This window comes from Bacillus sp. FSL W7-1085 (assembly GCF_038595035.1).
In the GTDB taxonomy this organism is placed as follows: domain Bacteria; phylum Bacillota; class Bacilli; order Bacillales; family Bacillaceae; genus Bacillus; species Bacillus altitudinis.
Genome location: NZ_CP152000.1, coordinates 1,460,104 through 1,486,368, shown reverse-complemented (window position 1 = coordinate 1,486,368; position 26,265 = coordinate 1,460,104). Strand labels below are relative to the sequence as shown.

General features: G+C 43.2%; 25 protein-coding genes and 1 riboswitch. Of the genes, 1 reads left to right on the top strand and 24 read right to left on the bottom strand.

The genetic code is table 11. The features are described 5' to 3' along the window. Positions 1-13 precede the first annotated feature (13 nt). Positions 14-1,723, top strand: a complete 1,710-nt coding sequence (locus tag MKY11_RS07530; protein WP_342501979.1) for an NFACT RNA binding domain-containing protein — start codon at positions 14-16, stop codon at positions 1,721-1,723. Between the two features lie 31 nt (positions 1,724-1,754). Here the strand turns inward: MKY11_RS07530 and MKY11_RS07525 are convergent, their stop codons facing one another. The 24 genes from MKY11_RS07525 to MKY11_RS07410 all read right to left on the bottom strand — a co-directional run bounded on the left by MKY11_RS07525 (position 1,755) and on the right by MKY11_RS07410 (position 26,253). Then, on the bottom strand, positions 1,755-2,258 hold the full coding sequence (locus MKY11_RS07525) for an NAD(P)-dependent oxidoreductase (RefSeq protein WP_342501978.1): 504 nt from the start codon (positions 2,256-2,258) through the stop codon (positions 1,755-1,757). After that, positions 2,239-3,024 (bottom strand): sirohydrochlorin chelatase, encoded by a 786-nt coding sequence (locus tag MKY11_RS07520; protein ID WP_342501977.1) that lies wholly within the window; start codon positions 3,022-3,024, stop codon positions 2,239-2,241. The genes MKY11_RS07525 and MKY11_RS07520 overlap by 20 nt, the downstream gene beginning before the upstream one ends. A gap of 76 nt (positions 3,025-3,100) precedes the next feature. Next, the gene (gene cobA / locus MKY11_RS07515; RefSeq protein WP_035700704.1) at positions 3,101-3,856 is read right to left on the bottom strand and encodes a uroporphyrinogen-III C-methyltransferase; all 756 of its coding nucleotides are present in this window, start codon (positions 3,854-3,856) and stop codon (positions 3,101-3,103) included. Positions 3,857-3,884: 28 nt separating this feature from the next. Continuing rightward, the gene (cysC, locus tag MKY11_RS07510) at positions 3,885-4,478 is read right to left on the bottom strand and encodes an adenylyl-sulfate kinase (RefSeq protein ID WP_008344911.1); all 594 of its coding nucleotides are present in this window, start codon (positions 4,476-4,478) and stop codon (positions 3,885-3,887) included. A gap of 13 nt (positions 4,479-4,491) precedes the next feature. Further along, positions 4,492-5,628, bottom strand: a complete 1,137-nt coding sequence (gene sat, locus MKY11_RS07505) for a sulfate adenylyltransferase (protein ID WP_045034247.1) — start codon at positions 5,626-5,628, stop codon at positions 4,492-4,494. A gap of 57 nt (positions 5,629-5,685) precedes the next feature. Next, positions 5,686-6,750, bottom strand: a complete 1,065-nt coding sequence (locus MKY11_RS07500; protein ID WP_008344915.1) for an inorganic phosphate transporter — start codon at positions 6,748-6,750, stop codon at positions 5,686-5,688. Positions 6,751-6,763: 13 nt separating this feature from the next. Further along, positions 6,764-7,465 carry a phosphoadenylyl-sulfate reductase gene (locus tag MKY11_RS07495; RefSeq protein WP_008344917.1) on the bottom strand — a complete coding sequence of 234 codons (702 nt, stop codon included), beginning with the start codon at positions 7,463-7,465 and terminating at the stop codon, positions 6,764-6,766. Between the two features lie 45 nt (positions 7,466-7,510). After that, positions 7,511-7,657 carry a YezD family protein gene (locus MKY11_RS07490; protein ID WP_008344920.1) on the bottom strand — a complete coding sequence of 49 codons (147 nt, stop codon included), beginning with the start codon at positions 7,655-7,657 and terminating at the stop codon, positions 7,511-7,513. Positions 7,658-7,731: 74 nt separating this feature from the next. Then, a riboswitch (SAM riboswitch) is annotated at positions 7,732-7,834 on the bottom strand. A 158-nt stretch (positions 7,835-7,992) separates the two neighbouring features. Then, positions 7,993-8,631, bottom strand: coding sequence for an orotate phosphoribosyltransferase (gene pyrE / locus MKY11_RS07485; protein ID WP_017359346.1), 639 nt, complete (start codon positions 8,629-8,631; stop codon positions 7,993-7,995). A 7-nt stretch (positions 8,632-8,638) separates the two neighbouring features. After that, complete coding sequence (gene pyrF, locus MKY11_RS07480) at positions 8,639-9,343, bottom strand: orotidine-5'-phosphate decarboxylase (protein WP_017367211.1); 705 nt, start codon at positions 9,341-9,343, stop codon at positions 8,639-8,641. After that, the gene (locus MKY11_RS07475) at positions 9,315-10,247 is read right to left on the bottom strand and encodes a dihydroorotate dehydrogenase (protein WP_017359348.1); all 933 of its coding nucleotides are present in this window, start codon (positions 10,245-10,247) and stop codon (positions 9,315-9,317) included. Before MKY11_RS07475 ends, pyrF begins: the two co-directional genes overlap by 29 nt. Further along, a complete protein-coding gene (locus MKY11_RS07470; RefSeq protein WP_007499709.1) occupies positions 10,241-11,017 on the bottom strand; it encodes a dihydroorotate dehydrogenase electron transfer subunit in 777 nt (258 codons plus the stop codon). Before MKY11_RS07470 ends, MKY11_RS07475 begins: the two co-directional genes overlap by 7 nt. Continuing rightward, the gene (carB, locus tag MKY11_RS07465) at positions 11,014-14,229 is read right to left on the bottom strand and encodes a carbamoyl-phosphate synthase (glutamine-hydrolyzing) large subunit (RefSeq protein ID WP_061419028.1); all 3,216 of its coding nucleotides are present in this window, start codon (positions 14,227-14,229) and stop codon (positions 11,014-11,016) included. Before carB ends, MKY11_RS07470 begins: the two co-directional genes overlap by 4 nt. After that, positions 14,214-15,308, bottom strand: coding sequence for a carbamoyl phosphate synthase small subunit (locus MKY11_RS07460; RefSeq protein WP_019743288.1), 1,095 nt, complete (start codon positions 15,306-15,308; stop codon positions 14,214-14,216). Before MKY11_RS07460 ends, carB begins: the two co-directional genes overlap by 16 nt. After that, a complete protein-coding gene (locus tag MKY11_RS07455; RefSeq protein WP_035392124.1) occupies positions 15,305-16,591 on the bottom strand; it encodes a dihydroorotase in 1,287 nt (428 codons plus the stop codon). The genes MKY11_RS07460 and MKY11_RS07455 overlap by 4 nt, the downstream gene beginning before the upstream one ends. Further along, complete coding sequence (locus MKY11_RS07450) at positions 16,575-17,498, bottom strand: aspartate carbamoyltransferase catalytic subunit (protein WP_017367206.1); 924 nt, start codon at positions 17,496-17,498, stop codon at positions 16,575-16,577. The genes MKY11_RS07455 and MKY11_RS07450 overlap by 17 nt, the downstream gene beginning before the upstream one ends. A 130-nt stretch (positions 17,499-17,628) precedes the next feature. Next, complete coding sequence (locus MKY11_RS07445) at positions 17,629-18,957, bottom strand: solute carrier family 23 protein (protein WP_342501976.1); 1,329 nt, start codon at positions 18,955-18,957, stop codon at positions 17,629-17,631. A gap of 155 nt (positions 18,958-19,112) precedes the next feature. Beyond that, complete coding sequence (gene pyrR / locus MKY11_RS07440; RefSeq protein WP_007499718.1) at positions 19,113-19,655, bottom strand: bifunctional pyr operon transcriptional regulator/uracil phosphoribosyltransferase PyrR; 543 nt, start codon at positions 19,653-19,655, stop codon at positions 19,113-19,115. A gap of 170 nt (positions 19,656-19,825) precedes the next feature. After that, positions 19,826-20,740 carry an RluA family pseudouridine synthase gene (locus tag MKY11_RS07435; protein ID WP_024720321.1) on the bottom strand — a complete coding sequence of 305 codons (915 nt, stop codon included), beginning with the start codon at positions 20,738-20,740 and terminating at the stop codon, positions 19,826-19,828. After that, the gene (lspA, locus tag MKY11_RS07430; protein ID WP_008344942.1) at positions 20,737-21,204 is read right to left on the bottom strand and encodes a signal peptidase II; all 468 of its coding nucleotides are present in this window, start codon (positions 21,202-21,204) and stop codon (positions 20,737-20,739) included. The genes MKY11_RS07435 and lspA overlap by 4 nt, the downstream gene beginning before the upstream one ends. Positions 21,205-21,298: 94 nt before the next feature. After that, positions 21,299-21,673, bottom strand: coding sequence for a hypothetical protein (locus MKY11_RS07425; RefSeq protein ID WP_008344944.1), 375 nt, complete (start codon positions 21,671-21,673; stop codon positions 21,299-21,301). A gap of 160 nt (positions 21,674-21,833) precedes the next feature. Beyond that, complete coding sequence (gene ileS, locus MKY11_RS07420) at positions 21,834-24,599, bottom strand: isoleucine--tRNA ligase (RefSeq protein WP_008344945.1); 2,766 nt, start codon at positions 24,597-24,599, stop codon at positions 21,834-21,836. Positions 24,600-24,955: 356 nt separating this feature from the next. After that, a complete protein-coding gene (locus MKY11_RS07415) occupies positions 24,956-25,450 on the bottom strand; it encodes a DivIVA domain-containing protein (protein ID WP_008344947.1) in 495 nt (164 codons plus the stop codon). A 26-nt stretch (positions 25,451-25,476) separates the two neighbouring features. Then, a complete protein-coding gene (locus MKY11_RS07410) occupies positions 25,477-26,253 on the bottom strand; it encodes an RNA-binding protein (protein WP_216895060.1) in 777 nt (258 codons plus the stop codon). Positions 26,254-26,265 lie beyond the last annotated feature (12 nt).

Genomic DNA, 26,265 nt, shown 5'->3' with positions numbered 1-26,265 from the left:
GGGTGTATCCAACATGTCATTTGACGGCATTTTTACATACGGTATGACAAATGAATTGCAAGAAACATTAACTGGTGGAAGAATTTCAAAAATACATCAGCCCTACAAGCATGAGCTGATTTTTCAAATCCGGTCAAAGGGGAAGAATCATAAACTTCTTTTATCCGCTCACCCGAGCTATGCAAGGGTACAGCTCACTGAGCACCATGATGATAATCCGAGCGAACCGCCAATGTTTTGTATGCTCCTCAGAAAACATCTTGAGGGTGGGTTCATTGAACGTTTTGAACAAATTGGGTTAGATCGGGTGATCGTGCTGCACGTGCGAAGCCGAAATGAAATTGGCGATGAACAAACCCGTAAGCTGTATATTGAAATTATGGGCAGGCACAGCAACTTAATTCTCGTGGAGGACGAAACGGAGCAGATCATTGACGGACTGAAACATCTTTCTCCATCTGTGAACAGCTATCGAACGGTGCTGCCCGGACATCAATATCTTCTGCCGCCGGCACAGCAAAAGCTGAATCCTTTTGACGTGACGAAGGAAGATATTTTAAAGCATTTACGTTTTCAAGAAGGGAAAATCGCCAATCAAATTGTCGATACATTCTCTGGGGTTTCTCCGCTGTTTGCTAAGGAAGCTGTCCACAGGGCCGGTCTTGCCAATCAGGAAACGATTCCAAGTACATTGCTCGAGATGTTTCAGCTCATTCAGGCGCATTCTTTTACCCCTCAGCTCACGAGAAAAGATGGGAAAGAGTATTTTTATTTATTAGAACTTCAGCACGTCGATGGTGACATGAAGACGTTTGATTCTCTTAGCGAGCTGCTTGACCGCTTTTATTTCGGAAAAGCTGAAAGAGATAGAGTCAAACAGCAGGCGGCTGATCTTGAACGTTTTGTTGCGAATGAAAAAAAGAAAAATGAAAACAAGCTAAAAAAACTAACAAGAACGCTTGAAGAATCTCAAAATGCTCATAAGTATCAGCTTTATGGTGAATTGCTTACTGCCAATATATATGCGATTAAAAAAGGGGATAAAGAAGCGACTGTCATCAATTATTATGATGAAGAAGGCGGAGAGATCACGATCCCGCTCAAAACAAACAAAACCCCTTCTGAAAATGCACAAGCGTATTTTACAAAATACCAAAAGGCAAAAAATGCAGTAGAGGCCGTAAATGAACAAATCAAGCGAACACATGAAGAAATTGTTTATTTTGACGAGCTGATCCAGCAGCTGTCCTCTGCCTCACCAAAAGATTTAGAGGAAATAAGAGAAGAACTGGTGGAAGGAAAATATTTGCGTCCCAAACAAAAACGCAACGCCAAAAAGAAAAAAACATCGGCCATTCAGCTTGAAGCATATGAATCCTCTCAAGGTGTTCCGATTCTCGTTGGAAAAAACAACAAGCAAAACGAATATTTGACCACAAAGGCGGCAGCTCGTGATGACATTTGGCTGCACACAAAGGATATTCCTGGATCACATGTTGTCATTCGTCACAAAGCGCCTGATGAACAAACCTTGCTTGAAGCGGCACAAATTGCTGCCTACTTCTCGAAGGCAAAAGAATCAAGCTCCGTCCCTGTCGATTATACGAAAATCCGGCATGTGAAAAAACCAAACGGAGCAAAACCGGGCTTTGTCACATATGATCAACAGCAAACATTATTTGTGACGCCTGATGAGGATGTTGTCCTAAAGCTGAGAAAATAAAAAAGAGCCGATTAAATCTTTAGATGAGATTTTATCGGCTTTTTCTTTTTCTTTTTTTTCTTTCTATATAGAGCTCATCCAGTGCATCTACATCCTCTTGTTCAAGCAAGGTCTCAATGGCCGCAGCCAACTGTTTAGTGCGGGCTGGGCTTGCACCACTCGTAGATATGGAGATTGTCACTTTTCCTGCCCTTACAACCTTTGGCACAATCACATTGCCTAGCTCTGACTGGCTCACACAGTTGACGAGCTGATGAGGAAGCGCTGATTGCGTCATCCACTCATTTACTGAAGGATCATCTGTAGCAGCAACAATTAAAAATGCATCCTTTACATCTTCCGCATCCACTTTCTTTTTCTTCCAAGTCAGCTGATATGTCTCAATGAGATTCGCCATTTCATCACAAATGTCAGGGCTCACAATGGTTATGCTGCATGGCTCCATGCATAGCGCACTCGTCCTTCTAGCCGCAATCCTTCCACCGCCGGCAATTAGCACGTGTTTATTGGTTAGATCAAGATGAACTGGAAGCATGGCTTTCTCCTTGAAAACGAAACGCATCCTCTTTGTTTAAGATGGTTTCCTGCACACGTTCAATATAAGCTGCTTTTACATGGGGATGAAACCCAATATATCGGCAGACAAGGACATCTCGCAGCCGCTCTCTCGCCTGATTCGCTTCACTCTCAATCTCTTTCATTAAAATGCCGGTAAATAAAAGATAAGGCACGAGATAGATAGGCGTATCGTCATCTACTGTTAACTGTGCTAAGACGTCACGATAATTCGGTTCACACGCTGTAATAAAACACGGAAAAACCTCTGCACAAGGCAACATGCTTCGGACATCATCTGCAATGCCAAACACATCCCGCTTTACATCTGGATCAGAGCTTCCACGGCCAATTAAGAGAATTTTTGCACGCTCTCCCTTGTATCCTGCTTCTTCAATCCTTGCGATAACCGCTTTCGTGACTTCTTGGTTCACGCCAATAGGTCTTCCATATGTCACCTTCACTTGTGGGAAACGTTTTTGTACTTTCACAATCTCATCTGGAATATCTGATTTGGCATGCATGGCAGTTAAAAGGAGGAGCGGGACGATCGCAATGTGGGTTGCTCCTTTTTGTACACAAGTCTCAAACCCTTCATCGATTGAAGGGTCCGTCAACTCTAAAAAACAAATTTCTTGGATATCTGCTTCCACTAACGGCATACAGCTTTTCATAAAAGAAATGGCTTTATCCTGTGCTTCTTTTACCCTGCTTCCATGCCCAACATAAAGGACAGCTTGTTTCATTTGACTCCTCCTTGCAACCCTAGTTTTATTCAGACGAAAAGACACGATGTCCACACGTGTCTTTTCACCTTTGTTCTCATTTCTCAATCAGTGCTGGTTCAAACCAGTTCAACTTTTGATGAAAGTGAACGACATCTCCTACCACGATTAAACTTGGGTGCTCGATCCCTTCTTTTTCAACCGTTTCAGATAGTGTCGCCACCGTGCAGCAAGTCGTCTTTTGCCTTGTGGTCGTACCCCAGTGAATAAACGCAGCTGGGGTTTCAGGATTCCGCCCATTTTTCAAAAGCAGCCGCTGAACTCTTTCCACGTTTTTGACGCCCATGTAAATGACAAGGGTATCAATCCCCGTCGCCAGCGCTTCCCACTTTTCTTCAAAATGTTCATCCTTTTGATAATGCCCTGTCACAAACGCAACATTTGAGCTGAATTCTCGGTGCGTGACTGGAATGCCTGCATAAGCAGCCGCTGCAATGCCAGAAGTAATCCCCGGGACAACTTCATACGGAATACCATGCTCAGCTAAGCATTCGATTTCTTCACCGCCACGGCCAAATACAAAGGGATCACCGCCTTTTAGACGAACGACTATGTTCCCTTCCTTCGCATGAGCAACAAGTGCTTCGTTAATCGCTTCCTGTCTCATCGTATGATGATTCGGCAGTTTGCCGCAATAGATCAACTCCGCCTCCGGTTTGGCATGGGCAAGAATCTCTTGATTGACAAGACGATCATATAAAATGACATCTGCCTGCTGTATTGCCTTATGGGCCTTTAGTGTAATTAAGTCTGGGTCACCCGGTCCGGCACCAACAATGTATACTTTCCCCATCTTGCTTTCTCCCCCTGCCATCAGGCGATTATTTCGTTTTATCCTTTACATAATCAACAAGGCGCTGTTTTGACTCCTCGCGTGATAATTCACCTGTATCTAGGACGAGCTCAGGCGCAGCTGGCTCTTCGTATGGTGAATCGATTCCCGTGAAAAATGGAATTTCGCCGTTTCTTGCTTTTTTATATAATCCCTTTGGATCACGCTCTTCACACACGTTCAGATCACATTTCACAAACACTTCGTGAAATTCTCCGTCTTCGACTAACTGTCTTACGATTTGGCGGTCTTCTTGAAATGGTGAAATAAAAGCAGTAATGACAATCGTTCCTTGCTCAACAAATAATTTCGCCACTTCACCGATGCGCCGAATGTTCTCTTTTCTGTCGTCATCTGAAAAGCCTAAGTCTTTATTGAGTCCATGGCGTACGTTATCGCCATCAAGGACTGTCACTTGGTACCCCTGTTCAAACAGCTCTCGAGCCGCTGCGTTGGCGATCGTCGATTTACCTGAACCGCTTAGTCCTGTCAGCCAAATGATCCCGCTTGTATGGTTGTTTTTCTGTTGATATTCTTTTTTAGTAATAGATGAATCATGCCACACGATATGTTCGTTGCTCATGTCATACCCTCCTTTAAGATACCGTCGTTTTTAATCCTTCGATTAATGTTTCAATGACTTCTTTTCGGCTGAACGTGCTCGGTGGTAATTCACCATTTCTCAGCATCGTTCTAACCTTTGTACCTGAAAGAATGACATGTTCGCTTTTATCATGTGGGCATGTTTTTGGTGTTGCCATGGCTTCACATGTATTGCAGTAAAAGCTGTGCTCAAATTTTAATGGTGTGATCCCAATTTCTTCGCTTGTAAATTGTTCAAATAGCTCCTGCGCTTCGTATGTGCCGTAATAATCACCAACACCTGCATGATCTCTGCCGACAATAAAATGTGTACAGCCATAATTTTTACGCACAAGCGCATGAAAAATGGCTTCTTTTGGTCCAGCATAACGCATGGCAGCAGGAAAAACACCTAAAAAGACGCGGTCTTTCGGGTAATAACCGTTCAGTAACACTTGATAGCTTTTCATTCTTACATCTGCTGGAATATCATCAGATTTTGTTTCACCAACAAGTGGATTTAGAAATAGACCATCCACTGTTTCCAGTGCTGTCTTTTGAATGTATTCATGCGCACGATGGACTGGGTTTCTCGTTTGGAAACCGACAATGGTTTTCCAGCCGTTTTCTTTAAACTGTTTTCTTGTTTCTTCTGGCTCATACGTAAATTGCGGGAAAGGTTTTTCACTGCGTTTCGTCAGTGTAATTTTACCACCAATATACGTATCACCGCGTTCAAATAATTTTTTCACGCCTGGGTGATTGCGGTCATCTGTTTTATACACATTCACTGCTTCTTTTTCCTTATCAGGTGTGTATTGATCTTCCACCTCAATGACCCCGTATACTGTTCCATTATACGATAGACGAACAATGTCACCTTGATTGATCTCCGCTGCTTTTTCCTTTGTGACAGGCAAAGTAATCGGAAGAGACCAAACGACACCACTTGCTAGTCGCATACTGCTGACAACTGCTTCATAATCAGCTTTCGTTAAAAACCCTTCAATCGGACTATACCCGCCAATTGCGATGAGTTCAAGGTCTGCAAAAGAGATGGCATCCAGCTCAATTTCTTTCGCAGCTGTGCTTAGATCAAATTCTTCATTTACTCGATTAATTAATACGCCACCATGTGGTGTTAAACTCATTTGTTCATCTTCCTCTCAATGTTCATATTTATTAGATGTTAATAGTCGGATTTATATTTAAATCCCGCCGCCCTGTTCATGAATCGAGCTGCTCTCATTTTTAACTGCCTTCATAAGACTCAGTGCACCTAGTGAAGCTAGCAGTACACTCATCATGATAAAGATAGAGTAATAGTCTCCTTTTAAGAAAAGGCTTACCAGCAAATAAGATAGACTAAGTGATAAGAAAGGTGACACAACCCATACCTTCAGCATTTTTTTCACAACATGTTTATGAAAAATGTTCGGTCCACCCTTTGCCATACCAAGCCCAATAATGGACGAGGAGGTAATTTGAGTAAGGGGAACAGGGAGTCCGAATATAGAGCTGACGATGACAAGTCCTGCACCGGTGCTCGATAATAGAATGCCTTCACCCGTTTGATAGCGTGTAATTTTCTTTCCGTTTGTTTCTAGTACCCTTCTTCCTAGAAGCAGCGCCCCAATGGCCACAAAGATTCCGCCGTAAAGGGTTCCTTGCCCGACTGATAAAACACCTGATGCGACAAGCGGGCCGACCGCATTGGCGACATTGTTCATGCCGGCTGAAAATGCTTCTAAAAACCCACTGATAATCAAAACAACAGATAAGATCAATGTACCTTTTTTGGATAACGTCCGTTTAGGGAACAATCTGATGATTTTGACAACAGCAAAGGTAAAAACAAAGGCAACAATCGGAATAATCACCCAAAAAGAGACAATGACTAAGATCGATTTCACATACAGCACTTTATATGCGGCTGCCACACCGACCACAGCTCCTACTGTGACCTCACTTGTGGATAAAGGAATGGCCAAGAGATTCGCTATGAAAAGTGATAATGCGGCCGAGCCAATGATGATACACACAATTTCAAGTGTGATGACAGATTCCGGCATAATCCCGGAGCTGATCGTTTTGACGACCTCACCGCCGCCAATCACTGAACCTGCTAATATTCCAACCGCACAAACGCTGAGCGCGTATATTGGCTTTTTGATCGCACCTGAACCATATGCGATGCCCATCGAAGCGGCTGCTCCGCTTGCGCCAATATTTAAAGCAAAGAATAAGCTAAATAAAATTGCGGCGATTTCCATACATTATGCTCCCTTACTCATGTAATCCGCACTCAGTCTTTGCTGTCCCTGACCATCTTCCAGAACGCAAATCATCAGCAGTAAATGCCGGCTGTGTACAAGGTGCACACCCGATGCTTGGATATCCTTGGTCATGTAGCGGATTATAAGTAAGATCCTCTCTAGACGCATATCTCCATATGTCCTTCCACGTCCAGTGGATGAGCGGACATACTTTGACTGATTGGAATTTTTCATCCTTATTTAAGAAGTTCGTACCTGCTCGTTTAGGCGACTGCTCTCTTCTTAAACCAGACAGCCATGCCGGATAGCCAGATAGTGCCTCTTGCAATGGAATGACCTTTCTCATATGGCAGCAGCTTTGAGGATTCGTTTCCCATAATTTATCACCATGCTGCTCATTCTGCTCTTCCACCGTCAGCTCAGGTGTTTTCAGCACGATGTCTAACCCAGGATATCTTTCCTTAACTGCATCAATGGTGTCGTATGTTTCCTTGAAATGCAGACCTGTATCTAAAAAGACAATTCTTGCATCTTTTTTTACTTTCGCAATAAGATCGATCAGGACAATGCCCTCAATGCCAAAACTGCATGCATAAACGAGCTGATCACCATAGTGGCCGTACGCCCATTTCAGCACAGATAGGGCCCCTTTATACAAATCGTCCTCTTGAAATGTAATGGACGGCTCTTGCCAATTTTCATAAGTTAACATTGTTTCTCCCCTTCCGGAGTACTGCTTCTATTGCTATTCTCCGCACTACTTTAATCTGATTTTTTCATTTTTTTCCACTTGAATCACTTGACCGTCCTGAACGATCAACGTAATTGAACCGAATTTCATATCCCCAATCAGCTCTTGCATATGCTTCACTAAGTCCTCATCCTGGTTTTGTTTCAGTTCCATCTCCTCTTCCTCCTCACCGTTAAAATAAAAAAACTTTCTTTCAGTCCGAAAGAAAGATGAGGAAGCTCACGATTTCCTTATCTTTCAAAATAGAATCATTTTGCAGGAAGTAGCACCTTGCAAATCGCAGGTTGCCGGGCTTCATCGGGCCAGTCCCTCCACCTCTCTGGATAAGAGTTTTAATTTGTATTAAATATTAACACAATTCAAACAAAAGTCAACCCGACTTTATTGATAGGATTAGTTTTTATTTGAATTTGAGTCTATTCTACTATTTTTAACCAAATAAAAAACTGTGCAGCGCAGCACAGCTTTTTTAAAACAAGACAAGCTTTTTAGACCGTTTCTTCCATCCAAGATTCAGACGAAGGATCCTGTCTCCAGCGTTTTAGTTTATTCATAGCAGAAGGCTCAATTGCTTTTAGCTCAAGTGCCACTTCTGTCAGTGTGTCATAGTCTGTCAGCGTAACATAGGGAATGTTTTTCTCTTGAAAAGCCGCAGCTGCTTTTGGCAGTCCATAAGTGAAGATCGCAACAACTCCGAGTACGTCACAGCCTTCTTCTTCTAGAGCAGCCACAACTTCAAGAACGCTGCCTCCAGTTGAGATGAGGTCTTCTACGACAACCACCTTTTGTCCAGGTGATACGGCTCCTTCAATTTGATTTCCTTTTCCGTGTGCTTTTGGTTTACTTCTTACATAACACATCGGTACGTTCAGACGATCAGCTGCTAATGCCGCATGAGGAATGCCAGCTGTAGCTGTACCTGCGACAACTTCCGCTCCTTCAAAATGAGTGAGAATCAAGTCTTTTAAACCTTCCGCAATGTCCCCTCTGACCTCAGGATAAGACAAGGTGAGGCGATTGTCACAGTAAATCGGTGATTTGATACCGCTCGCCCATGTAAATGGTTCGTCTGGTTTTAAAGAGACAGCTTTGATTTGTAATAAATGCTTCGCGATTTTCGTTTTCATCCGGCAGTCACTCCCACTCTTTCAAAATTTGTTGATAAGCTTCCACTGGGTTTGTGGCTTTTGTGATCGATCTTCCCACAACAATCTGTGAAACACCCTGTTCTTTGGCAAAGGCAGGTGTCGCCACACGCTTTTGGTCATCCGTTTGATCATTTGGTAAGCGAATTCCTGGCGTCACAGTGAGAAAGGAAGGAGAGATTTGTTCATGAAGCTGTTTTGATTCATGAACAGAGCACACCACACCATCAAGTCCACTTTCATATGCCAATTGTCCATAATGAAGCACAGCCTCTTGCAATGGGCGGTCAATTAGTAATTCTTTTTTCATCATATCTTCTGACGTGCTTGTCAGCTGGGTCACTGCAATAATGCCTGGGCGATTTTGCCCGGCAGGGGTTCCGCTTTCAAGCCCCTCTACGGCCGCCTGCATCATTCTTTTCCCGCCGGCTGCATGCACATTCACCAAATCAACACCAAGTGCAGCAAGCCTGTTCATCGCTTTTTGCACGGTTGTTGGAATGTCATGAAGCTTCAGATCAAGGAAAATACGGCAATTTTTTTCTTTCAGTGCGTCAATAATGGCAGGACCTTCTTGGTAAAACAGCTCCATGCCGACCTTTACGAATAATGGAGTGCCTTCAAAACGATCTATAAAGGCGTGCGCCTCCTGTCCTGATGGAAAATCAAGCGCGATGATGGGCAAGTGCTTCATGTTTCCAGCTCCTTCCGATGCATTCCTCTACAGATGAATACCCATAAGCCGCTAACACATTCGGCAGTTCATCAATGATTTCCGGGCAAATAAATGGGTTCACAAAATTGGCTGTCCCAACAGCTACCGCACTTGCGCCAGCTAGTAAAAATTCAAGTACATCTTCAGCGCTTTGCACCCCGCCCATCCCAATAATCGGAATAGAAACGGCCTGACTGACCTCATGCACCATTCGAATGGCAACAGGTTTTACAGCAGGACCTGATAATCCACCTGTTTTATTGGCAAGAATGGGTTTGCCTGTTTTTAAATCTAAACGCATCCCAATCAAGGTATTGATCATGGTGAGTCCATCCGCTCCAGCCGATTCAATCGCTTTAGCAATCTCAACGATATTGGCTACATTAGGTGACAGTTTCACATAAACAGGAACGGAGGAAACTTCCTTAACAGCTTTTGTCAATGTAGCCGCCATTTCTGGATCGGTCCCAAAGGCAATTCCGCCTGTTTTCACATTCGGACACGAGATATTCAGTTCAAGGGCGTGAACATTGCTTGCTTGACTAATTTGCTTTGCTACTTCAACATAATCATCAACTTGTGATCCAGCAACATTGGCAATAATAGGGGTATCGAACTGCTCAAGCCAAGGTAATTCATGTTCAAGCACGCCTTTTAGACCTGGATTTTGGAGACCAATCGCATTCAGCATACCGGCTCCTGTCTCAGCTACCCTCGGTGTCGGGTTGCCAAATCTCGGTTCAAGGGTCGTGGCTTTAATCATGATGCCACCCAGCAAGGAAAGGTCATATAATGATGCGAATTCTTTTCCAAATCCAAAACAGCCTGATGCAGGAATGATTGGATTTTTTAAAGATAAGCCGGGTAATTCGATGTTTAGCATGATAGCGCCACCTCCTCCGCTTTAAAAACAGGTCCATCCAGACAAACTTTAACGTACGGTTTCTCGTGCTGATCGGTATGACAGACACAAGCAAAGCATGCACCAATTCCGCAGCCCATTCGTTCTTCCATTGAAATATAGACAGGCTTGTCGGGATAAGAGTCTTTTAGTGCTTTTAACATAGGTGTCGGTCCACAGGAAAGCAAGACATCAAAGTCCAGCTCATTCTCTTCAATGACATTTGTCACGAAACCTTTCGAACCATATGTCCCATCAACGGTTGCGATAAACGTATCTCCGAGTGCTTGAAACTTCTCCTCATAAAATACATCCTTTTTCGATTGAAAACCGAGAACATGTTTTACGATGACACCTTTTTTCGTTAACCGCTTAGACAGTTCATATAGCGGAGGCACACCGATTCCTCCACCGACTAATAATGCGGTCTGTCCAGCCTGAACGACTGAAGGGTCATAGCCGTTTCCAAGCGGTCCTAACACATCGACTGACTCTCCCGCACGCTTTTGGGAAAGGAGCTTTGTGCCCTCTCCCTCTGCGCGGTAAATGATGGTTGCTTCTTGCTTTTCGGCATGAATGTTGGCAATACTGATCGGTCTTCTCAGCAGCGGTGTCATGGATTCACTGACCTTTATATGAAGAAACTGTCCAGCTGTTTGAAAGGATTCAACAAGATCACCCTTTAATGTCATTTCGTAAATATGATCAGCGATCTCTCGGTTTGAGACGACCGTCAAGTATGCTTTTTTCATATCGTTACTGTCACCTCAGCATTCGTTTTCACTTCTGGCATTTCATCTGCTCTAAATGTCATGCTCTCTAGCACTCTTAAAATCGCTTCCGCTGTATCTAGTGACGTTAAGCAAGCGACACCATTTTCAACAGATTCACGTCTAATTCTAAAGCCGTCTCTTGCCGGCTGTTTTCCTTTTGTTAAGGTGTTGATGACAAATTGGGCTTCACCATTTCGAATGACATCCAGCAGATTCTTTCCTTCTTCTCCTATTTTGCCGACAACACTTGATGGAATGGAAGCTTGTTTTAAGTAATTTGCTGTTCCTTCTGTTGCTAAAATATGATAGCCGATGGAATGGAATCTTCTTGCAATCTCAAGTCCTTCTTCTTTATCTTTATCAGCCACTGTCAGGAGAACCGTTCCGTCTTTTGGAATTTGAATGCCTGATGCAATCAGCCCTTTGTAGAGGGCTTTTTCGATTGTGACATCTTTCCCCATGACTTCACCTGTTGATTTCATTTCAGGCCCTAGTGTAATATCTACTCTTCTTAGTTTTGCAAAAGAGAAGACTGGAACTTTAACATATACGCCTTCTTGCTCAACATGAAGCCCTTCTTGGTAGCCATAGTTTTTCAGTTTTTCTCCTAAAATAACCTTTGTAGCTAAGTTCGCCATTGGAATGCCTGTAATTTTACTTAAGAATGGGACAGTCCGGCTTGAACGCGGATTCACTTCAAGTACATACACTTCACCTTTTGATAGAACAAATTGAATGTTCAAAAGCCCAATGATGTTAAGGCCTTTTGCGAGTTTAATCGTGTATTCTGCGATTTTCGCTTTGATGTCCTCAGACAAAGTTTGCGGCGGGTAGACCGCAATGGAGTCTCCAGAGTGAACGCCGGCTCTTTCAATGTGTTCCATAATGCCTGGTATGACAACCGTTTCTCCGTCAGACACAGCATCTACTTCAATTTCTTTTCCTGTCAAATACTTGTCAATGAGCACTGGATGCTGCGGATTGACTTTCACCGCATTCTCCATGTAGTGAAGGAGCTCAGCTTCTTGATACACAATTTCCATTGCACGGCCGCCTAATACATAGGAAGGACGGACAAGCACGGGGTAACCGATTTGATTCGCAATCGCTACTGCCTCTGGCACAGACGTTGCTGTCTTACCATTTGGCTGCGGCACGCCGAGTGTTTCTAATGTTTGTTCAAACTTGTCACGGTTTTCCGCACGGTCAAGGTCTTCAAGCGAAGTTCCAAGAATCTTAACCCCTCTATTTGATAATTCATCTGCTAAGTTAATCGCTGTTTGTCCGCCAAACTGAACAACGACACCTTCTGGTTGTTCAAGGTCGATGATGTGCATCACATCTTCTACAGTGAGTGGTTCAAAGTAGAGCTTATCTGAAATACTAAAGTCTGTTGAGACGGTTTCAGGGTTGTTGTTAATAATAATGGCTTCATAGCCTGCTTGTTTGATTGCCCACACTGAATGAACGGTCGCATAATCGAATTCTACTCCTTGTCCGATTCTGATTGGACCTGAGCCTAGCACGATGACACTTTTCTTATCTGTTCGTTCGGATTCATTTTCATCTTCATATGTGCTGTAGAAATACGGTGTTTCTGATTCAAATTCTGCCGCACATGTGTCCACCATCTTATACACAGGAACGATGCCTGCTTCTGTTCTTAGGTTATAGACATCTGCCTCATTCATATTCCATTCGCGACTAATATAAATATCTGAGAAACCTTTTTCTTTCGCTTCTTTTAAAACGTCTACATTGCCTTTATTTTCTTTTAGTGTCTTTTCAAAAGTGATGATGCCTTCCAATTTATGAAGGAAGAAATAATCAATTTTCGAGAATTCATGAATCTGTTCGACAGTATAGCCTCTTCTTAGCGCCTCAGCGATATAAAACAGACGCTCATCTCCTGCTTTGATAATCCGCTTTTCAAGCACTTCGTTTGTAATGTCCGCTTCGTCTTTTAATTCAATGTGATGTACATCCGCTTCAAGTGAACGAACAGCCTTTAAAAGAGACTCTTCTAATGTGCGGCCAATCGCCATGACTTCACCCGTTGCTTTCATTTGTGTTCCAAGTCGTCTGTTGGCAGATTCAAATTTATCGAAAGGCCAGCGCGGGATTTTTGAAACAATATAGTCAAGTGCTGGCTCGAACGCTGCATATGTTTTGCCTGTGACTGGGTTCATCATTTCATCAAGTGTTAGGCCGACTGCGATTTTCGCTGCAAGTTTTGCAATTGGATATCCAGTTGCTTTAGACGCAAGAGCAGAAGAACGGCTCACGCGCGGGTTTACTTCGATGATATAGTATTGGAAGCTGTCTGGGTCAATCGCCAGCTGTACGTTACATCCGCCTTCAATGCCAAGTGCACGGATCAGTTTGAGTGACACATTACGAAGCAGCTGATATTCACGATCACTTAGCGTTTGACTTGGTGCCACAACGATACTGTCACCTGTGTGGATGCCGACAGGATCAAAGTTTTCCATGTTACAAACCACAATGGCATGATCTCCGCTGTCACGCATGACCTCATATTCAATTTCTTTAAAGCCTGCGATACTTTTTTCAAGCAAACATTGTGTCACCGGACTTAACTTCAGTCCATTCTCGACGATTTCTTTTAATTCTTGCTCATTTGTACAAATTCCGCCGCCTGTTCCGCCTAGTGTATAGGCTGGTCTAACAATGACCGGGAAACCGATTTGATCTGTGAATGCCATCGCTTCTTCAAGATTATGGATGATTTCACTTTCTGGTACAGGTTCATTTAATTCATTCATTAGATTACGGAATAAATCTCTGTCCTCTGCTTTTTGAATAGCTGACAGCTTGGTGCCTAGTACTTCAACACCGCATTCAGCGAGTACACCAAGATCTGATAATTCAACAGCAAGGTTCAATCCAGTTTGTCCGCCAAGTGTCGGCAAAATCGCATCAGGACGTTCTTTTCGAATGATTCGTGTTAAAAATTCTGGTGTCAGTGGTTCGATGTATACCTTATCAGCCATTTCTGTATCCGTCATGATCGTCGCAGGGTTAGAGTTCACAAGAACGACTTCATAGCCCTCTTCTTTTAGCGCTAAACAAGCCTGTGTGCCTGCATAGTCAAACTCCGCTGCCTGACCGATGATGATTGGACCTGAACCGATCACTAAAATCTTTTTGATATCTACGCGTTTTGGCATACTTCTTCCCCTTCTTTCTCAGTTGTATGAATCATGTCCATGAACTCGTCAAATAAGTAGTTCGCATCTTCTGGACCCGGTGATGCTTCTGGGTGATACTGGACAGTGAATGCTGGTGCTTCTTTATGTTTTAATCCTTCAATGGTATTATCATTTAGCGCAATATGTGTGACTTCAAGCACGTCTTCATTAATGGCGCTAACCGTGTAGCCATGGTTTTGAGACGTCAAGGTTACCTTGCCAGTTGCTAGTTCTTTGACTGGATGATTGGATCCTCTATGACCAAATTTCATTTTTTCTGTACTTGCGCCGCACGCAAGCGCGAATAACTGGTGTCCTAGACAGATACCAAAGAGTGGTACCTTTCCAATCAGCTGCTGAATCATTTCAACCGCTTCTGGCACATCGACTGGATCCCCAGGTCCGTTTGAAAGCATGATGCCATCTGGTTTTAACTGTAATACTTCATCTGCCGTGATATTGTATGGCACCACAATGACATCACAATCTCGCTTATTGAGTTCGCGCAAAATGCCATGCTTCATGCCGAAATCGACAAGCACAATTCTTTTGCCTCTTCCTGGGCTTGGATACGCATTTTTCACAGATACTTGGCTTACTTGATCTGTTGGTAGCTGCATCGTTTGAAGGCGGCTCACAACGTCTTCTACTTGTTCATCCGGTCCTGCAAAAGCTCCTCTTAATGTACCTGCACTTCGAATCATGCGCGTGAGCTTGCGTGTATCAATGCCGCTAAGGCCCGGGATATTTTTCATTTTTAAATACTCATCAAGTGAGTATGAAGAGCGCCAGTTTGAAGGCTTTTCACAAAGCTCTTTCACGATCAGCCCTTTCACAAACGGTGTGATCGATTCAAAATCATCACGGTTAATGCCGTAGTTGCCGATCAGCGGGTAAGTGAGTGTGACAATTTGTCCGCAGTACGACGGGTCAGACAAAATCTCTTGATAGCCTGTCATCCCTGTGTTAAAGACGACTTCTCCGACTGACGGTTCTAAGCTGCCAAAGCCTGTTCCTTCGAATACTGTTCCGTTTTCTAGCACTAAGCGTCTCTTCATTTTACTAGTCTCCCCTCTTCATAAACGACTTTCCCAGATGCAAGTGTCATGACCGGCCATCCTGATACAGTCAATTTGTCAAACGGTGTATTTTGTCCTTTAGATAAGAAGCTTTTTTTGTCAATTGCCATTTCTTTGTTTAAATCAATCAGTGTGATATCAGCGATTTGACCTTCTTCCAGCTTTCCGTATGGAAGAGCAAAGGCTTCTGCTGGTTTGATGGTCATATAATCAACAAGTTCTTTTAATGTCCATTCCCCTGTTTTCACAAAACGTGTGTACAGAAGCGGGAACGCTGTTTCAAGTCCGACAATCCCAAATGGTGCCCTCTGCATCGTTTCGTTCTTTTCTTCTTCTGTATGCGGTGCATGGTCTGTGGCAATAAAATCAATCGTGCCATCTAAAAGTCCCTCGATCAGTGCCTCTCGATCTTCTGCTCCTCTGAGCGGCGGATTCATTTTATAGTTTGTGTCAAGACCTGGAATGTCTGCATCACATAAGAGAAGGTGATGTGGAGAGACCTCAGCCGTCACACGAATGCCTGCTTTTTTTGCATCGCGTACCACTCGAACGGATTCCTTTGTACTGATATGACATACATGATAATGACAATTCGCTGCTTCTGCTAAGAGGACATCTCTTGCAATATGCACCGATTCACAAATGGACGGTATCCCGTTTAACCCATTTGCTTTTGAAAAGTCTCCTTCATGAACGCACCCTCCATAAATGAGTGAGTTATCTTCACAGTGCGCCACTATGGCTTGATCAAGGCTTGCTGCCTTTTTCATTGCTTCGTACATCATGCCTGCGGTTTGAATACCAACACCGTCATCCGTAAAGGCAAATGCGCCCGCTTCTTTTAACGCTGCAAAGTCTGTCATCTCTTCGCCAATTTGTCTCGTCGTGATGGAAGCGTATGGCAGTACTCTTACAGAGGAGGTCTCTTTGATTCGATTCATCAGCCATTCCATTTGTTCTTTTGTATCTGGAACTGGTCGTGTATTCGGCATTGCTGCAATGGTCGTATACCCGCCTCTTGCTGCTGCCTTAGAACCTGTTTCAATGGTTTCTTTTTTCTCGCCGCCTGGCTCTCTTAAATGCACATGCAGATCAATCAAACCTGGTGATACAAATAGCCCTGCTGCATCAATGACTTCTTCTCCGTCTTCTCTTTCTAAGTGACCCATTGCTTGGATCACTTTTCCTTCTACCCTAATATCCTGCTGCACTCTTTCCCCTGTGCTTGTTAAGATAAAACCGTTTTTAATGAGATATGACATAGACAGAATCTCTCCCTTTTTGATGTAGTCTGCTATTTTGAAAAGCTCTTTTTAACACAGCCATTCGGATATACACACCATTTTCCATTTGTTTAAAAATCCTTGACTGTTTTGACTCTACTAATGAATCATCTATTTCAACACCTCTATTTACTGGTGCTGGATGCATAATAATTGCTCTTTCTTTCATTTTGCTTGCCCTGTCTACTGTTAATCCATAAGTCGATAAGTAACCCTCGTTGCCCATCTTTTCTGAGTGTCTTTCATGCTGAATTCTCAGCAGCATCACCACGTCAGACCGCTTCATGGCTTCGTCCACTTCGACATACGTTCCATGAGGATTTTGTTCATCTTGGAAGGATGCTGGTCCTGAAAAGAGCACTGTCGCTCCTAGTCTTGCGAGGACTTCAGCATTGGACCTTGCCACCCTGCTATGTTTGATATCACCATGAATCGAGATCGTTAAGCCTTCAAAACCGCCAAACTCTTCGAAGATCGTCATCAAATCTAGCAATGATTGTGTAGGATGCTGTCCGCAGCCATCTCCAGCATTAATGATTGGAATCCCGACCTTCCCAATCAGCTCTTTGTAATATTCGTCGGTACTGTCTCTGATGACACATGCCTTGACACCGATGGATTCAAGTGTTTTCACTGTATCGTAAAGGGTCTCTCCCTTTTGAACAGAGGTACTTGCTGCGTCTAGGTTCAGCACATTCATTCCAAGTTTCTTCTCTGCCACCTCAAAGCTAAAACGCGTTCTTGTACTTGGTTCAAAGAAGAGGTTCGCTACAAACTCACCTGCTAAACCATGTTCCTGTTTCCCTTTTTTCAATGCACATGCTTCTTCAATCAGCTGTAAAATTTCTTCCTTTGACAAGCTGCTCATTGTCGATAAATCATTCATTTTTTCTGCCCCCTCTAGTTTTTCATCACTTTCAGGTTCAAAAAAACCCTAAGCCTCGGCAGCTTAGGGTTCTCCAAAAGAAGCAGGGGTGCTTTCGCACGTTCTGCTCCGTTTAGAACCCTTGTCAGCCTCACTGGACTTCTTTTAAAAGGTTTTCGGTATTCGATTCATTTGACTCATCATCTTCTGCCTTCTGATGCGGCAGAATCATGTTTAACAGGACGCCAGTAATGGCAGCGAGTGCCATTCCTGACAGCGTCAGATTGATTTGTTTCACCTCAATGAATGCCCCGCCAATTCCAATGACTAAGATGACTGATGCGATAATGAGATTGCGCTTTTCTTCAAAGTTCACTTTATGATCAATCAGGATTCGCAGTCCGCTTGAGGCTATGATTCCAAAGAGCAGGAACGAAACGCCCCCCATAACCGCGGATGGTACTGTACTGATTAATGCTGAAATTTTCCCAACAAAGCCGAAGCAGATCGCAAACACCGCTGCTCCGCCGATGACGAAGATACTGAACACTCTTGTGATCGCAAGGACGCCAATGTTCTCTCCATAAGTCGTTGTTGGAGGTCCGCCGATGAGTGAAGCGAAGATTGTCGCCACACTGTCTCCTAAAATGGAGCGATGCAGACCTGGCTTTTTAATAAAATCTTGTCCAACAACTTTGCTTAATACGACTTGATGGCCGATGTGCTCAGACATGGTCACAAAGGCAACCGGCACCATCACTGTGAGAATGCTTAAGGTCACAGCAGGTGTATAGTCGACAAATGGTACAACAAAGTCTGGTACAGCAAACCATTTTGCGTCAATGACCGGCTGGAAGTTCACAATGCCTAGTGTTAAAGCAAAAAGGTAGCCGCTGATAATGCCGATTAAGACTGGAATCAAGCTAAGGAATCCTCTTAGGAAGATCATACTAATAATGGTGACAGCGAGCGTGAAGCCTGCAACCATTAAATGCTTCAGGCTGTAAACAAGCTCCTTTGCATTTGGATCCACGTACATCGCCATGTTAACAGCTGTTCCAGCGAGTCCGAGTCCGATGACCATAATGACGGGTCCTACAACGACAGGCGGCAGAAGCTTCATTAGCCAGCCTGTGCCGAGCCATTTGATAAATAATGCGATGAGTGCATATGCCACACCCGCCATAAAGGCACCTACCATTGCTGCTCCAGGGCCGCCGGTGGCTTTTACATTCAAGATAGGGGCGATAAAGGCAAAGGACGATCCAAGATACGCCGGAATTTGCCCTCTTGTGATGATTAAGTACACAATGGTTCCAACCCCGCTTGAGATGAGCGCAACGGCTGGGCTCATATCAATGATCTTTGGTACAAGAATGGTTGCACCAAACATGGCAAACAAGTGCTGCAGGCTGAGTGACAGCCATGTGAACGGTTTTGGGATATCTCGAATGCCTAAATTGGCTTTTTGCTGACTCATGATTTTCCTCCTAGATGTGTCCTTTTTCATTAAAAAAGCCTCTTTGCGAGTATGCGCAAAGAGGCCTAGAAAAACCGTACACGTCACTTTAGTCGTGTGCTCGGTGTCTCTGTTATTGCCCTCTTTGCAAACTCTCTGGAATGCATTTAAAAAGGTTATTTTTCATATATAGCGACAAGGTCGTTTTGATCTACTTCATTGAGCTGAACCATGACTGTCTCTGCTTTTGATGTCGGGATGTTTTTTCCGATATAATCCGCTCGAATCGGCAGCTCCCGGTGTCCCCGGTCGACTAAAACAGCCAGCTGAATGGAAGATGGTCTTCCTACATCCACAAGCGCATCCATAGCTGCTCTCACCGTTCTGCCTGTGAACAGCACATCATCCACGACAATGAGTGTTTTGTCATTAATGTCAGCTGGAATGTCTGCACCCTTGACAAGTGGGTCTTGATTCTCTGTCTTTTTTGTCAGGTCATCACGGTATAGCGTAATATCCAGTTCACCCACAGTCACGGGGTTTCCTTCAATTTGCTCGATGCGCTCTGCAAGGCGCTTTGCAAGATGAATACCTCTTGTCTTGATCCCGGCCAGGATGACATCCTTCATCCCTTTGTTGCGCTCAATCATTTCATGTGCAATACGGGTAAGCGCTCGTCTTATCGCTTGTTCATCAAGAATGACTGCTTTTTGTTCCATCTTTTACACCTCTTTTTGACAAATAAAAAGCCCCTTCTGCAAAGGGCAGAGAGGGGCGCTCATTTGTGCATACTCGTGCACAAATTGATCCGTTATCCTTCTCAGCCTCTCTGGACTGTTTTAAAGAATCTCAATTTCTTCGTTTATTATTTCAAAAAAAGAACGGCCTGTCAATCGTTATTTCTTAATGAATCGATAAAAGCTTGCATATCAGCTGGAATTGGAGCTGTAAACTCCATATATTCTCCTGTTCTAGGGTGATCAAATCCTAACACGCCTGCATGCAGCAGTTGTCCATTGAAATCAACGGTTTTTCTCGGGCCATATTTTGGATCTCCGGCAAGAGGATAACCAATGTATTTCATATGAACACGAATTTGGTGGGTTCTTCCTGTTTCAAGGCGGCATTCTACAACGGTAAAGTCTTTAAAGCGCTCCATCACATCAAAATGAGTGACTGCCTGCTTTGCATTTTCTTTTGTGACCGTCATGCTTTGGCGATCTTTTTTGTCTCGACCAATTGGTGCATCAATCGTTCCAGTATCATGCTGAATGATGCCATGAACAACGGCTGTGTATTTTCTAGTGACCGTTTTCGCCACCAGCTGATTGACGAGTGATTCATGCGCCATATCATTTTTTGCGACCATTAAAAGCCCTGAAGTATCTTTATCAATCCGGTGGACAATTCCTGGTCTCATCACACCATTAATGCCTGACAAATCATTGCAATGAGCCATGAGGCCATTGACAAGAGTACCTGTCACATGTCCTGGTGCTGGATGAACGACCATTCCTCTTGGTTTATTGACCACTAGTACATCTTCATCCTCATAATAAATATCAAGATCCATTGATTCCGCTTCTACATCTAGTGCTTCTGGATCTGGAATCTCTACTTTGATTTGATCTCCAGCTTGTACTTTATAATTGGCCTTCACTTGTTTTCCATTTACTTCGATGAGCCCATCTTTCACCCACTGCTGGACTTGGGTTCTTGACCATTCTGGTTCAGTTGTGCTTAAAAATTTATCAAGCCGTTCACTCGTTTGTTCTTCTGAAACGGCAATGTTTACTTGATTCATGTAGTTGACTCCTTATTTTTCTTTCCATCTAACAGCATTTGAATAAAGAGCAGAATGACCCCCACACATAGAGAGGAATCTGCGATATTAAAGATTGGATAATGATAATCCCCAAATACGAAATGAGCAAAATCAACCACTTCTTGACGGAAAATACGGTCAATAAAGTTTCCAATCGCTCCGCCAAGCATTAAGGCAAGCGCTACGCCAAGTAGCTTGTCCTTTTGTCCATGTTTTTGCAAATAATAAACAATTCCTGCAATAACAACGAGTGTGATCACATAGAAAAACCACATTTGTCCTTGGAGAATCCCCCATGCGGCTCCTGAATTTCGGTGGGATGTGATGTAAAAGAAGCCATCAATCACAGGAATAGAATCACCGAGCATCATATGTTTGACAATGAGCCATTTTGTTAATTGATCTAAACAAATTATCACGAATGCGATTATGTAATAGAACACACACGTTCCTCCATCTTCATACTTTGGTCTTTATGCATTTTATCAAGAAAACAGGATGGAGTAAAGAAACTTTAGTTGACAGACAAAAACCTCCCTACATGTGGAAGGCTTCAAAATGAGAATCGTTTGATTCATAAGGATAAGGGGTGAATGCTTTTTTCTCGTATTGCTTATGATATAAAAAGTCGTCAGTCGTACGAGCTGTCGGAAGAATACTCATTTGTTCAATGGGCATTGTATGCCCTGTCGCCTCACATATGCCATAAGTTCCTTGTTCAATTTTTGCAATCGCGAGCGAAACATCTTGCAGTTCTTCTTTGATGTGATAAAGAAGCGTGGTCGTTTTTGCTTGATCGAACGTGACATGTTCAGCGGGTGAACGCAATGATGCATATTCAAACAGTTTCGATTGCAGTTCTTCTCTCATTTGAAGGAGTTCCATGTAAATCGTCTCTAGATCGCCATTCATGTCGCTGTTTCAACTCCTGCCCTGTCGTAATAATCATATTGTTGCCCCGCCTGTTCACTTTAAAGCCATAAGATTTTTCCTTTCGTTCTAAACGCTGTCATTTTCTCTATATCAAAAACGCCCCGCTATATGCGGGGCGCTAGTTGGTGATATCACACTGTTAATTCTGGTAATATTTCTCCACGATTTCAGCATTTTTGAGCGACAATGTTGGGTATTTTGGATTTGCGCCAACATCTTTTGAAATAATGCGGGAACGTTCGCACAGTTCGCCTTCTGCTTTTTGAACAACAATACGTCCTGATGTGTATTCAGGCGCTGATGCGTCTGCATGCTTCTCATCTTCTACTGTTAACTCAGAAATGATAAACAGCTGCTTCACATCTTCTTTAATGGATGCAAGAAGGTTTTTCACTTCCTCTGTTGCATAAAGGGTCACACTCGCTTCAAGTGAACGTCCGATGACTTTCTCATTACGCGCAATTTCCAGCGCTTTTAGCACATCGTCACGTACTTCCATAAAGCGGTCAAACTTCACTTCTGTCGCTTCTGCTTGAGGAACAGCTACACCTTCTGGCATATCTGTTAACTGAACACTTGGCTCTTCAACAAAGCTTAAGTGGCTCCATAGTTCATCTGCTGTATGCGGAAGAATTGGTGCTGTCAACTTCACTAACGCCATTAATGTTTCATAGAAAACCGTTTGCATGCTGCGGCGGTCTGGATGATCCGCATGCTCAATGTATACCACATCTTTTGCAAAATCGAGATAGAAAGAGCTAAGCTCAATCGTACAGAAGTTGTGGATGGCATGATAGACAACCGCAAATTCGTAATCATCATAAGCTTTTTTCACTTTATCAATCAATTTGTTTAATTTGATTAAGATATATTGATCCACTTCGCGAAGCTCTTCGACTGGTACTGCATTGACTGCTGGATCAAAGTCAAACAGGTTACCATGCAAGAAGCGGAACGTGTTACGGATTTTACGATAAACTTCTGCGACTTGTTTTAAAATGTCGTCAGACACTGGATGATCGGCTTGATAGTTGACAGAAGATACCCAAAGTCTAAGAATCTCCGCACCAAGCTGCTTCGCCACTTTCGTCGGATCAATCGTATTGCCTAATGATTTACTCATCTTGCGTCCTTCTTTATCAAGCGTAAAGCCATGGCTGAGAACACCTTTATATGGCGCTTTTCCAGTGACTGCAACTGCTGTAGATAAAGATGAGTTAAACCAGCCGCGATATTGATCAGAACCTTCAAGGTAAAGGTCTGCCGGACGAACCAGGTCATCTCGTTCTTCTAATACCGCTTGGTGAGAAGAACCAGAATCAAACCATACATCCATGATATCTTGCTCTTTCGTAAATTCACCATTCGGGCTGCCTGGATGTGTAAAGCCTTCAGGCAATAATTCTTTTGCTTCTTTTTCAAACCAAATATTCGAGCCATGTTCTCTAAATAATTGAGAGACGTGTTGAATCGTTTCATCTGTGATGATTGGCTCACCATTTTCAGCATAGAAGACTGGGATTGGAACGCCCCATACACGCTGTCTTGAAATGCACCAGTCACCTCTGTCACGCACCATATTGAACAGGCGCGTTTCGCCCCAAGCTGGAACCCATTTCGTTTCTTTAATATTATCTAATAGTGCTTCTCTGAAATCTTTAATGGAAGCAAACCACTGAGCAGTTGCACGATAAATTGTTGGTTTTTTCGTTCTCCAGTCATGCGGATAGGAGTGCGTGATAAAGTCGAGCTTTTTCAATGCGCCTTTTGCTTCAAGCTGTTCTGTGATGGCTTTATTGGCATCCTCATAGAATAGTCCTTCAAAACCAGGTGCTTCTTCTGTCATCACACCTTTTTCATCTACTGGACATAACACATCAAGACCGTACTTCATACTTACGATAAAGTCATCTTCCCCGTGACCTGGCGCTGTGTGAACACAGCCTGTTCCTGCATCTGTTGTGACGTGATCGCCAAGCATCACAAGAGAATCTCTATCGTAAATTGGATGTGCTGCAACGACCTTATCTAATTCTTTACCTTTTAAGGTTTTCACAACTTCGTACTCTTCAAAGCCAAGTGTTTTTGCCACTTGTTCAACTAGCTCAGATGCGATGACATATCGCTCAGCACCCACTTGAAGCACACTGTACTCTAGGTTTGGATGTACACAAATGCCAAGGTTTGCAGGAAGTGTCCAAGGTGTTGTTGTCCAGATGATGAACTGCTCGCCGTTTTCAAGTACGCCTTTGCCATCTTTCACTTTAAATGATACGTAAATCGATGGTGAACGTTTGTCCTTGTATTCAATTTCTGCTTCAGCAAGTGCTGATTCACTTGATGGAGACCAGTTAACAGGCTTAAGACCTTTGTAAATATAGCCTCTTTTCGCCATTTCACCAAAGACAAGAATTTGCTGCGCTTCGTATTCAGGCTTCAATGTCACATATGGATTATCCCAGTCTGCTCTTACGCCCAAACGTTTAAACTGATTGCGCTGACCTTCGATTTGTTTCCAAGCATACTCCTCACATAGTTTACGGAATTCTGCTGTCGACATTTCTTTGCGTTTGACTTTTTTATTTTTCGTAAGGGCTGTTTCAATCGGTAAGCCATGTGTATCCCAGCCCGGTACGTACGGTGCATGGAATCCATTCATTGATTTAAAACGGACAATAAAATCTTTGAGGATTTTATTGAGTGCGTGCCCCATATGAATGTCACCATTCGCATATGGAGGTCCATCATGCAAAATAAAGGTTGGGCGTCCTTTTGTCCGCTCTAAAACCATTTGATAGATGTCTTTTTCTGCCCACTCCTCTTGGATTTCAGGCTCTTTGTTCGGCAAGTTCCCTCTCATCGGGAATTCTGTTTTTGGCATTAATAAGGTGTCTTTGTAGTTCATACCTATTCCTCCACATGCAAATTCGTATTAAAAAACAATAAAAAAAGCCCTCTCATCCCATAAGGGACGAGAAGGCTTGTCTCGCGGTACCACCCTTTTAGACAAGCGCTTTGAAATTGCCGCTTATCCACTCTAAAATCGTAACGTGATCTGACGCCTTTTCTTACTCATTCATTTCAGAAAAGGAACTAAAGGGGTGATCTCATTGCAGCGTTTCGTAATGTCAGGCTTCCACCGTCCCTGATTCGCTTTATTACGCATGTAACCGCTGCGAGTGTCCCTTTCAAACGTTTATCTCTTGTTAATTTATGATGGTATTATATGCAACATGAGCACGTCATGTCAAGGTGATGCGCTTATTCTTTTTCGTCAAAGACAGCGTCAACTTCATATTCCAGCAAATGATCCCAATCATCATTTTTCAGAAGATCAAGCTGAGCTTCGATGAGCATTTGGAAACGAGTTCTAAAGACTTTCGACTGTTTCTTGAGCTCTTCGATTTCCATTGCAATCTTTCTTGATTTTGATAACGCTTCGTTGATAATACGGTCTGCATTTTTCTCAGCTTCACGAATGATCAATTTCGCTTCTTTATCAGAATGACGCTTCACGTCTTCTGCTGCTTCTTGCGCCACAAGAATGGATTTGTTTAATGTTTCTTCAATTGTTGCAAAATGGCCTAGTCTTTCATCAAGCTCGTTGACTTTGTCTTCAAGCTCGTTCTTTTTGCGAAGTACGATCTCGTAATCTTTACGTACTTGGCTTAAAAACTCATTTACTTCATCTTCGTCATAGCCGCGAAAACTTTTTGTGAACGTTTTATTATGAATATCATTAGGTGTTAATGGCAATTTTGCCACCTCCAGATTCAAATTCGTTATGTCAGAAGCTCAAATGTTACTTTGAATTTATCTTTTTTCGTCTTCCCATCAATTGTTTTTAAGCTAAAGCGGCCAAATCCCCTGACAGAGAGCTGATCACCTTCACCAATTGTAAAGGAAGGGTCTTCAGTGACTTTCCAGTTTACTTTGACAAGACCATTTTTGACCAAAAGCTGTGCTTTTTGCCGAGACTGACGGCTGACAGCAGCACATACAGCGTCAAGCCGCAGTGAAGAAATCGTATCTTCTTTGATATCGGTTTTGCTGATGACTGGCTGAAGATCTGCCTTGCTGATTTCCTCTAATGAAACAGATGCTCTGCCGACATGCGTCAGCTGAGCCCGAACAAAATCGGCAACATCGCTTGTACAAATAAATTGCACGTTGTCCTCTGAAAACAACAAATCACCGAATTTTTGACGCTTCAGGCCTGTCCCAATGAGCGAACCGAGAAGGTTGGGGTGTTCTATAGAAATAAACTTTTTCGCATAGTTCACCTGAAAATAAGTCAGTTCAAAATCCTGCATGGTCGGTGCTAAATAGTCAGGATAGATCAAAGCCCTTTTCCGCTCTGCTTCCTCATACCCGCCAAAAAACATGAGACCCAGCTCATCAGAATGCTGAATCACGGACTGGGTAATGAACTGCTCACGCGGATCAAGAAAGTCTGTTAATTTCATTCGATATTGTTCGAGTGCGATGTTTTTCCAGCCTAATACTTGGTCGACAAATGGCTGTTCGTCTTTTCTAAAATGTTGATAAATATCGCTCATTTTGTTCCCCTT

Excerpts from the sequence above, each read along its gene's own strand:
- MKY11_RS07520 (WP_342501977.1), bottom strand. The coding sequence starts at position 3,024 with ATGAAACAAGCTGTCCTTTATGTTGGGCATGGAAGCAGGGTAAAAGAA.
- MKY11_RS07455 (WP_035392124.1), bottom strand. The coding sequence starts at position 16,591 with ATGTCATATCTCATTAAAAACGGTTTTATCTTAACAAGCACAGGGGAA.
- pyrE (WP_017359346.1), bottom strand. The coding sequence starts at position 8,631 with ATGAAAACGAAAATCGCGAAGCATTTATTACAAATCAAAGCTGTCTCT.
- MKY11_RS07460 (WP_019743288.1), bottom strand. The coding sequence starts at position 15,308 with ATGAAGAGACGCTTAGTGCTAGAAAACGGAACAGTATTCGAAGGAACA.
- MKY11_RS07410 (WP_216895060.1), bottom strand. The coding sequence starts at position 26,253 with ATGAGCGATATTTATCAACATTTTAGAAAAGACGAACAGCCATTTGTC.
- MKY11_RS07475 (WP_017359348.1), bottom strand. The coding sequence starts at position 10,247 with ATGCTAAACATCGAATTACCCGGCTTATCTTTAAAAAATCCAATCATT.
- carB (WP_061419028.1), bottom strand. The coding sequence starts at position 14,229 with ATGCCAAAACGCGTAGATATCAAAAAGATTTTAGTGATCGGTTCAGGT.
- pyrR (WP_007499718.1), bottom strand. The coding sequence starts at position 19,655 with ATGGAACAAAAAGCAGTCATTCTTGATGAACAAGCGATAAGACGAGCG.
- MKY11_RS07425 (WP_008344944.1), bottom strand. The coding sequence starts at position 21,673 with ATGAATGGCGATCTAGAGACGATTTACATGGAACTCCTTCAAATGAGA.
- MKY11_RS07490 (WP_008344920.1), bottom strand. The coding sequence starts at position 7,657 with ATGGAACTGAAACAAAACCAGGATGAGGACTTAGTGAAGCATATGCAA.
- MKY11_RS07495 (WP_008344917.1), bottom strand. The coding sequence starts at position 7,465 with ATGTTAACTTATGAAAATTGGCAAGAGCCGTCCATTACATTTCAAGAG.
- MKY11_RS07450 (WP_017367206.1), bottom strand. The coding sequence starts at position 17,498 with ATGAATGATTTATCGACAATGAGCAGCTTGTCAAAGGAAGAAATTTTA.
- pyrF (WP_017367211.1), bottom strand. The coding sequence starts at position 9,343 with ATGAAGCACTTGCCCATCATCGCGCTTGATTTTCCATCAGGACAGGAG.
- cysC (WP_008344911.1), bottom strand. The coding sequence starts at position 4,478 with ATGAGCAACGAACATATCGTGTGGCATGATTCATCTATTACTAAAAAA.
- MKY11_RS07500 (WP_008344915.1), bottom strand. The coding sequence starts at position 6,750 with ATGGAAATCGCCGCAATTTTATTTAGCTTATTCTTTGCTTTAAATATT.
- MKY11_RS07445 (WP_342501976.1), bottom strand. The coding sequence starts at position 18,957 with ATGAGTCAGCAAAAAGCCAATTTAGGCATTCGAGATATCCCAAAACCG.
- ileS (WP_008344945.1), bottom strand. The coding sequence starts at position 24,599 with ATGAACTACAAAGACACCTTATTAATGCCAAAAACAGAATTCCCGATG.
- MKY11_RS07470 (WP_007499709.1), bottom strand. The coding sequence starts at position 11,017 with ATGAAAAAAGCATACTTGACGGTCGTCTCAAACCGAGAGATCGCTGAT.
- MKY11_RS07525 (WP_342501978.1), bottom strand. The coding sequence starts at position 2,258 with ATGCTTCCAGTTCATCTTGATCTAACCAATAAACACGTGCTAATTGCC.
- sat (WP_045034247.1), bottom strand. The coding sequence starts at position 5,628 with ATGAGTTTAACACCACATGGTGGCGTATTAATTAATCGAGTAAATGAA.
- MKY11_RS07435 (WP_024720321.1), bottom strand. The coding sequence starts at position 20,740 with ATGAATCAAGTAAACATTGCCGTTTCAGAAGAACAAACGAGTGAACGG.
- MKY11_RS07530 (WP_342501979.1), top strand. The coding sequence starts at position 14 with ATGTCATTTGACGGCATTTTTACATACGGTATGACAAATGAATTGCAA.
- cobA (WP_035700704.1), bottom strand. The coding sequence starts at position 3,856 with ATGGGGAAAGTATACATTGTTGGTGCCGGACCGGGTGACCCAGACTTA.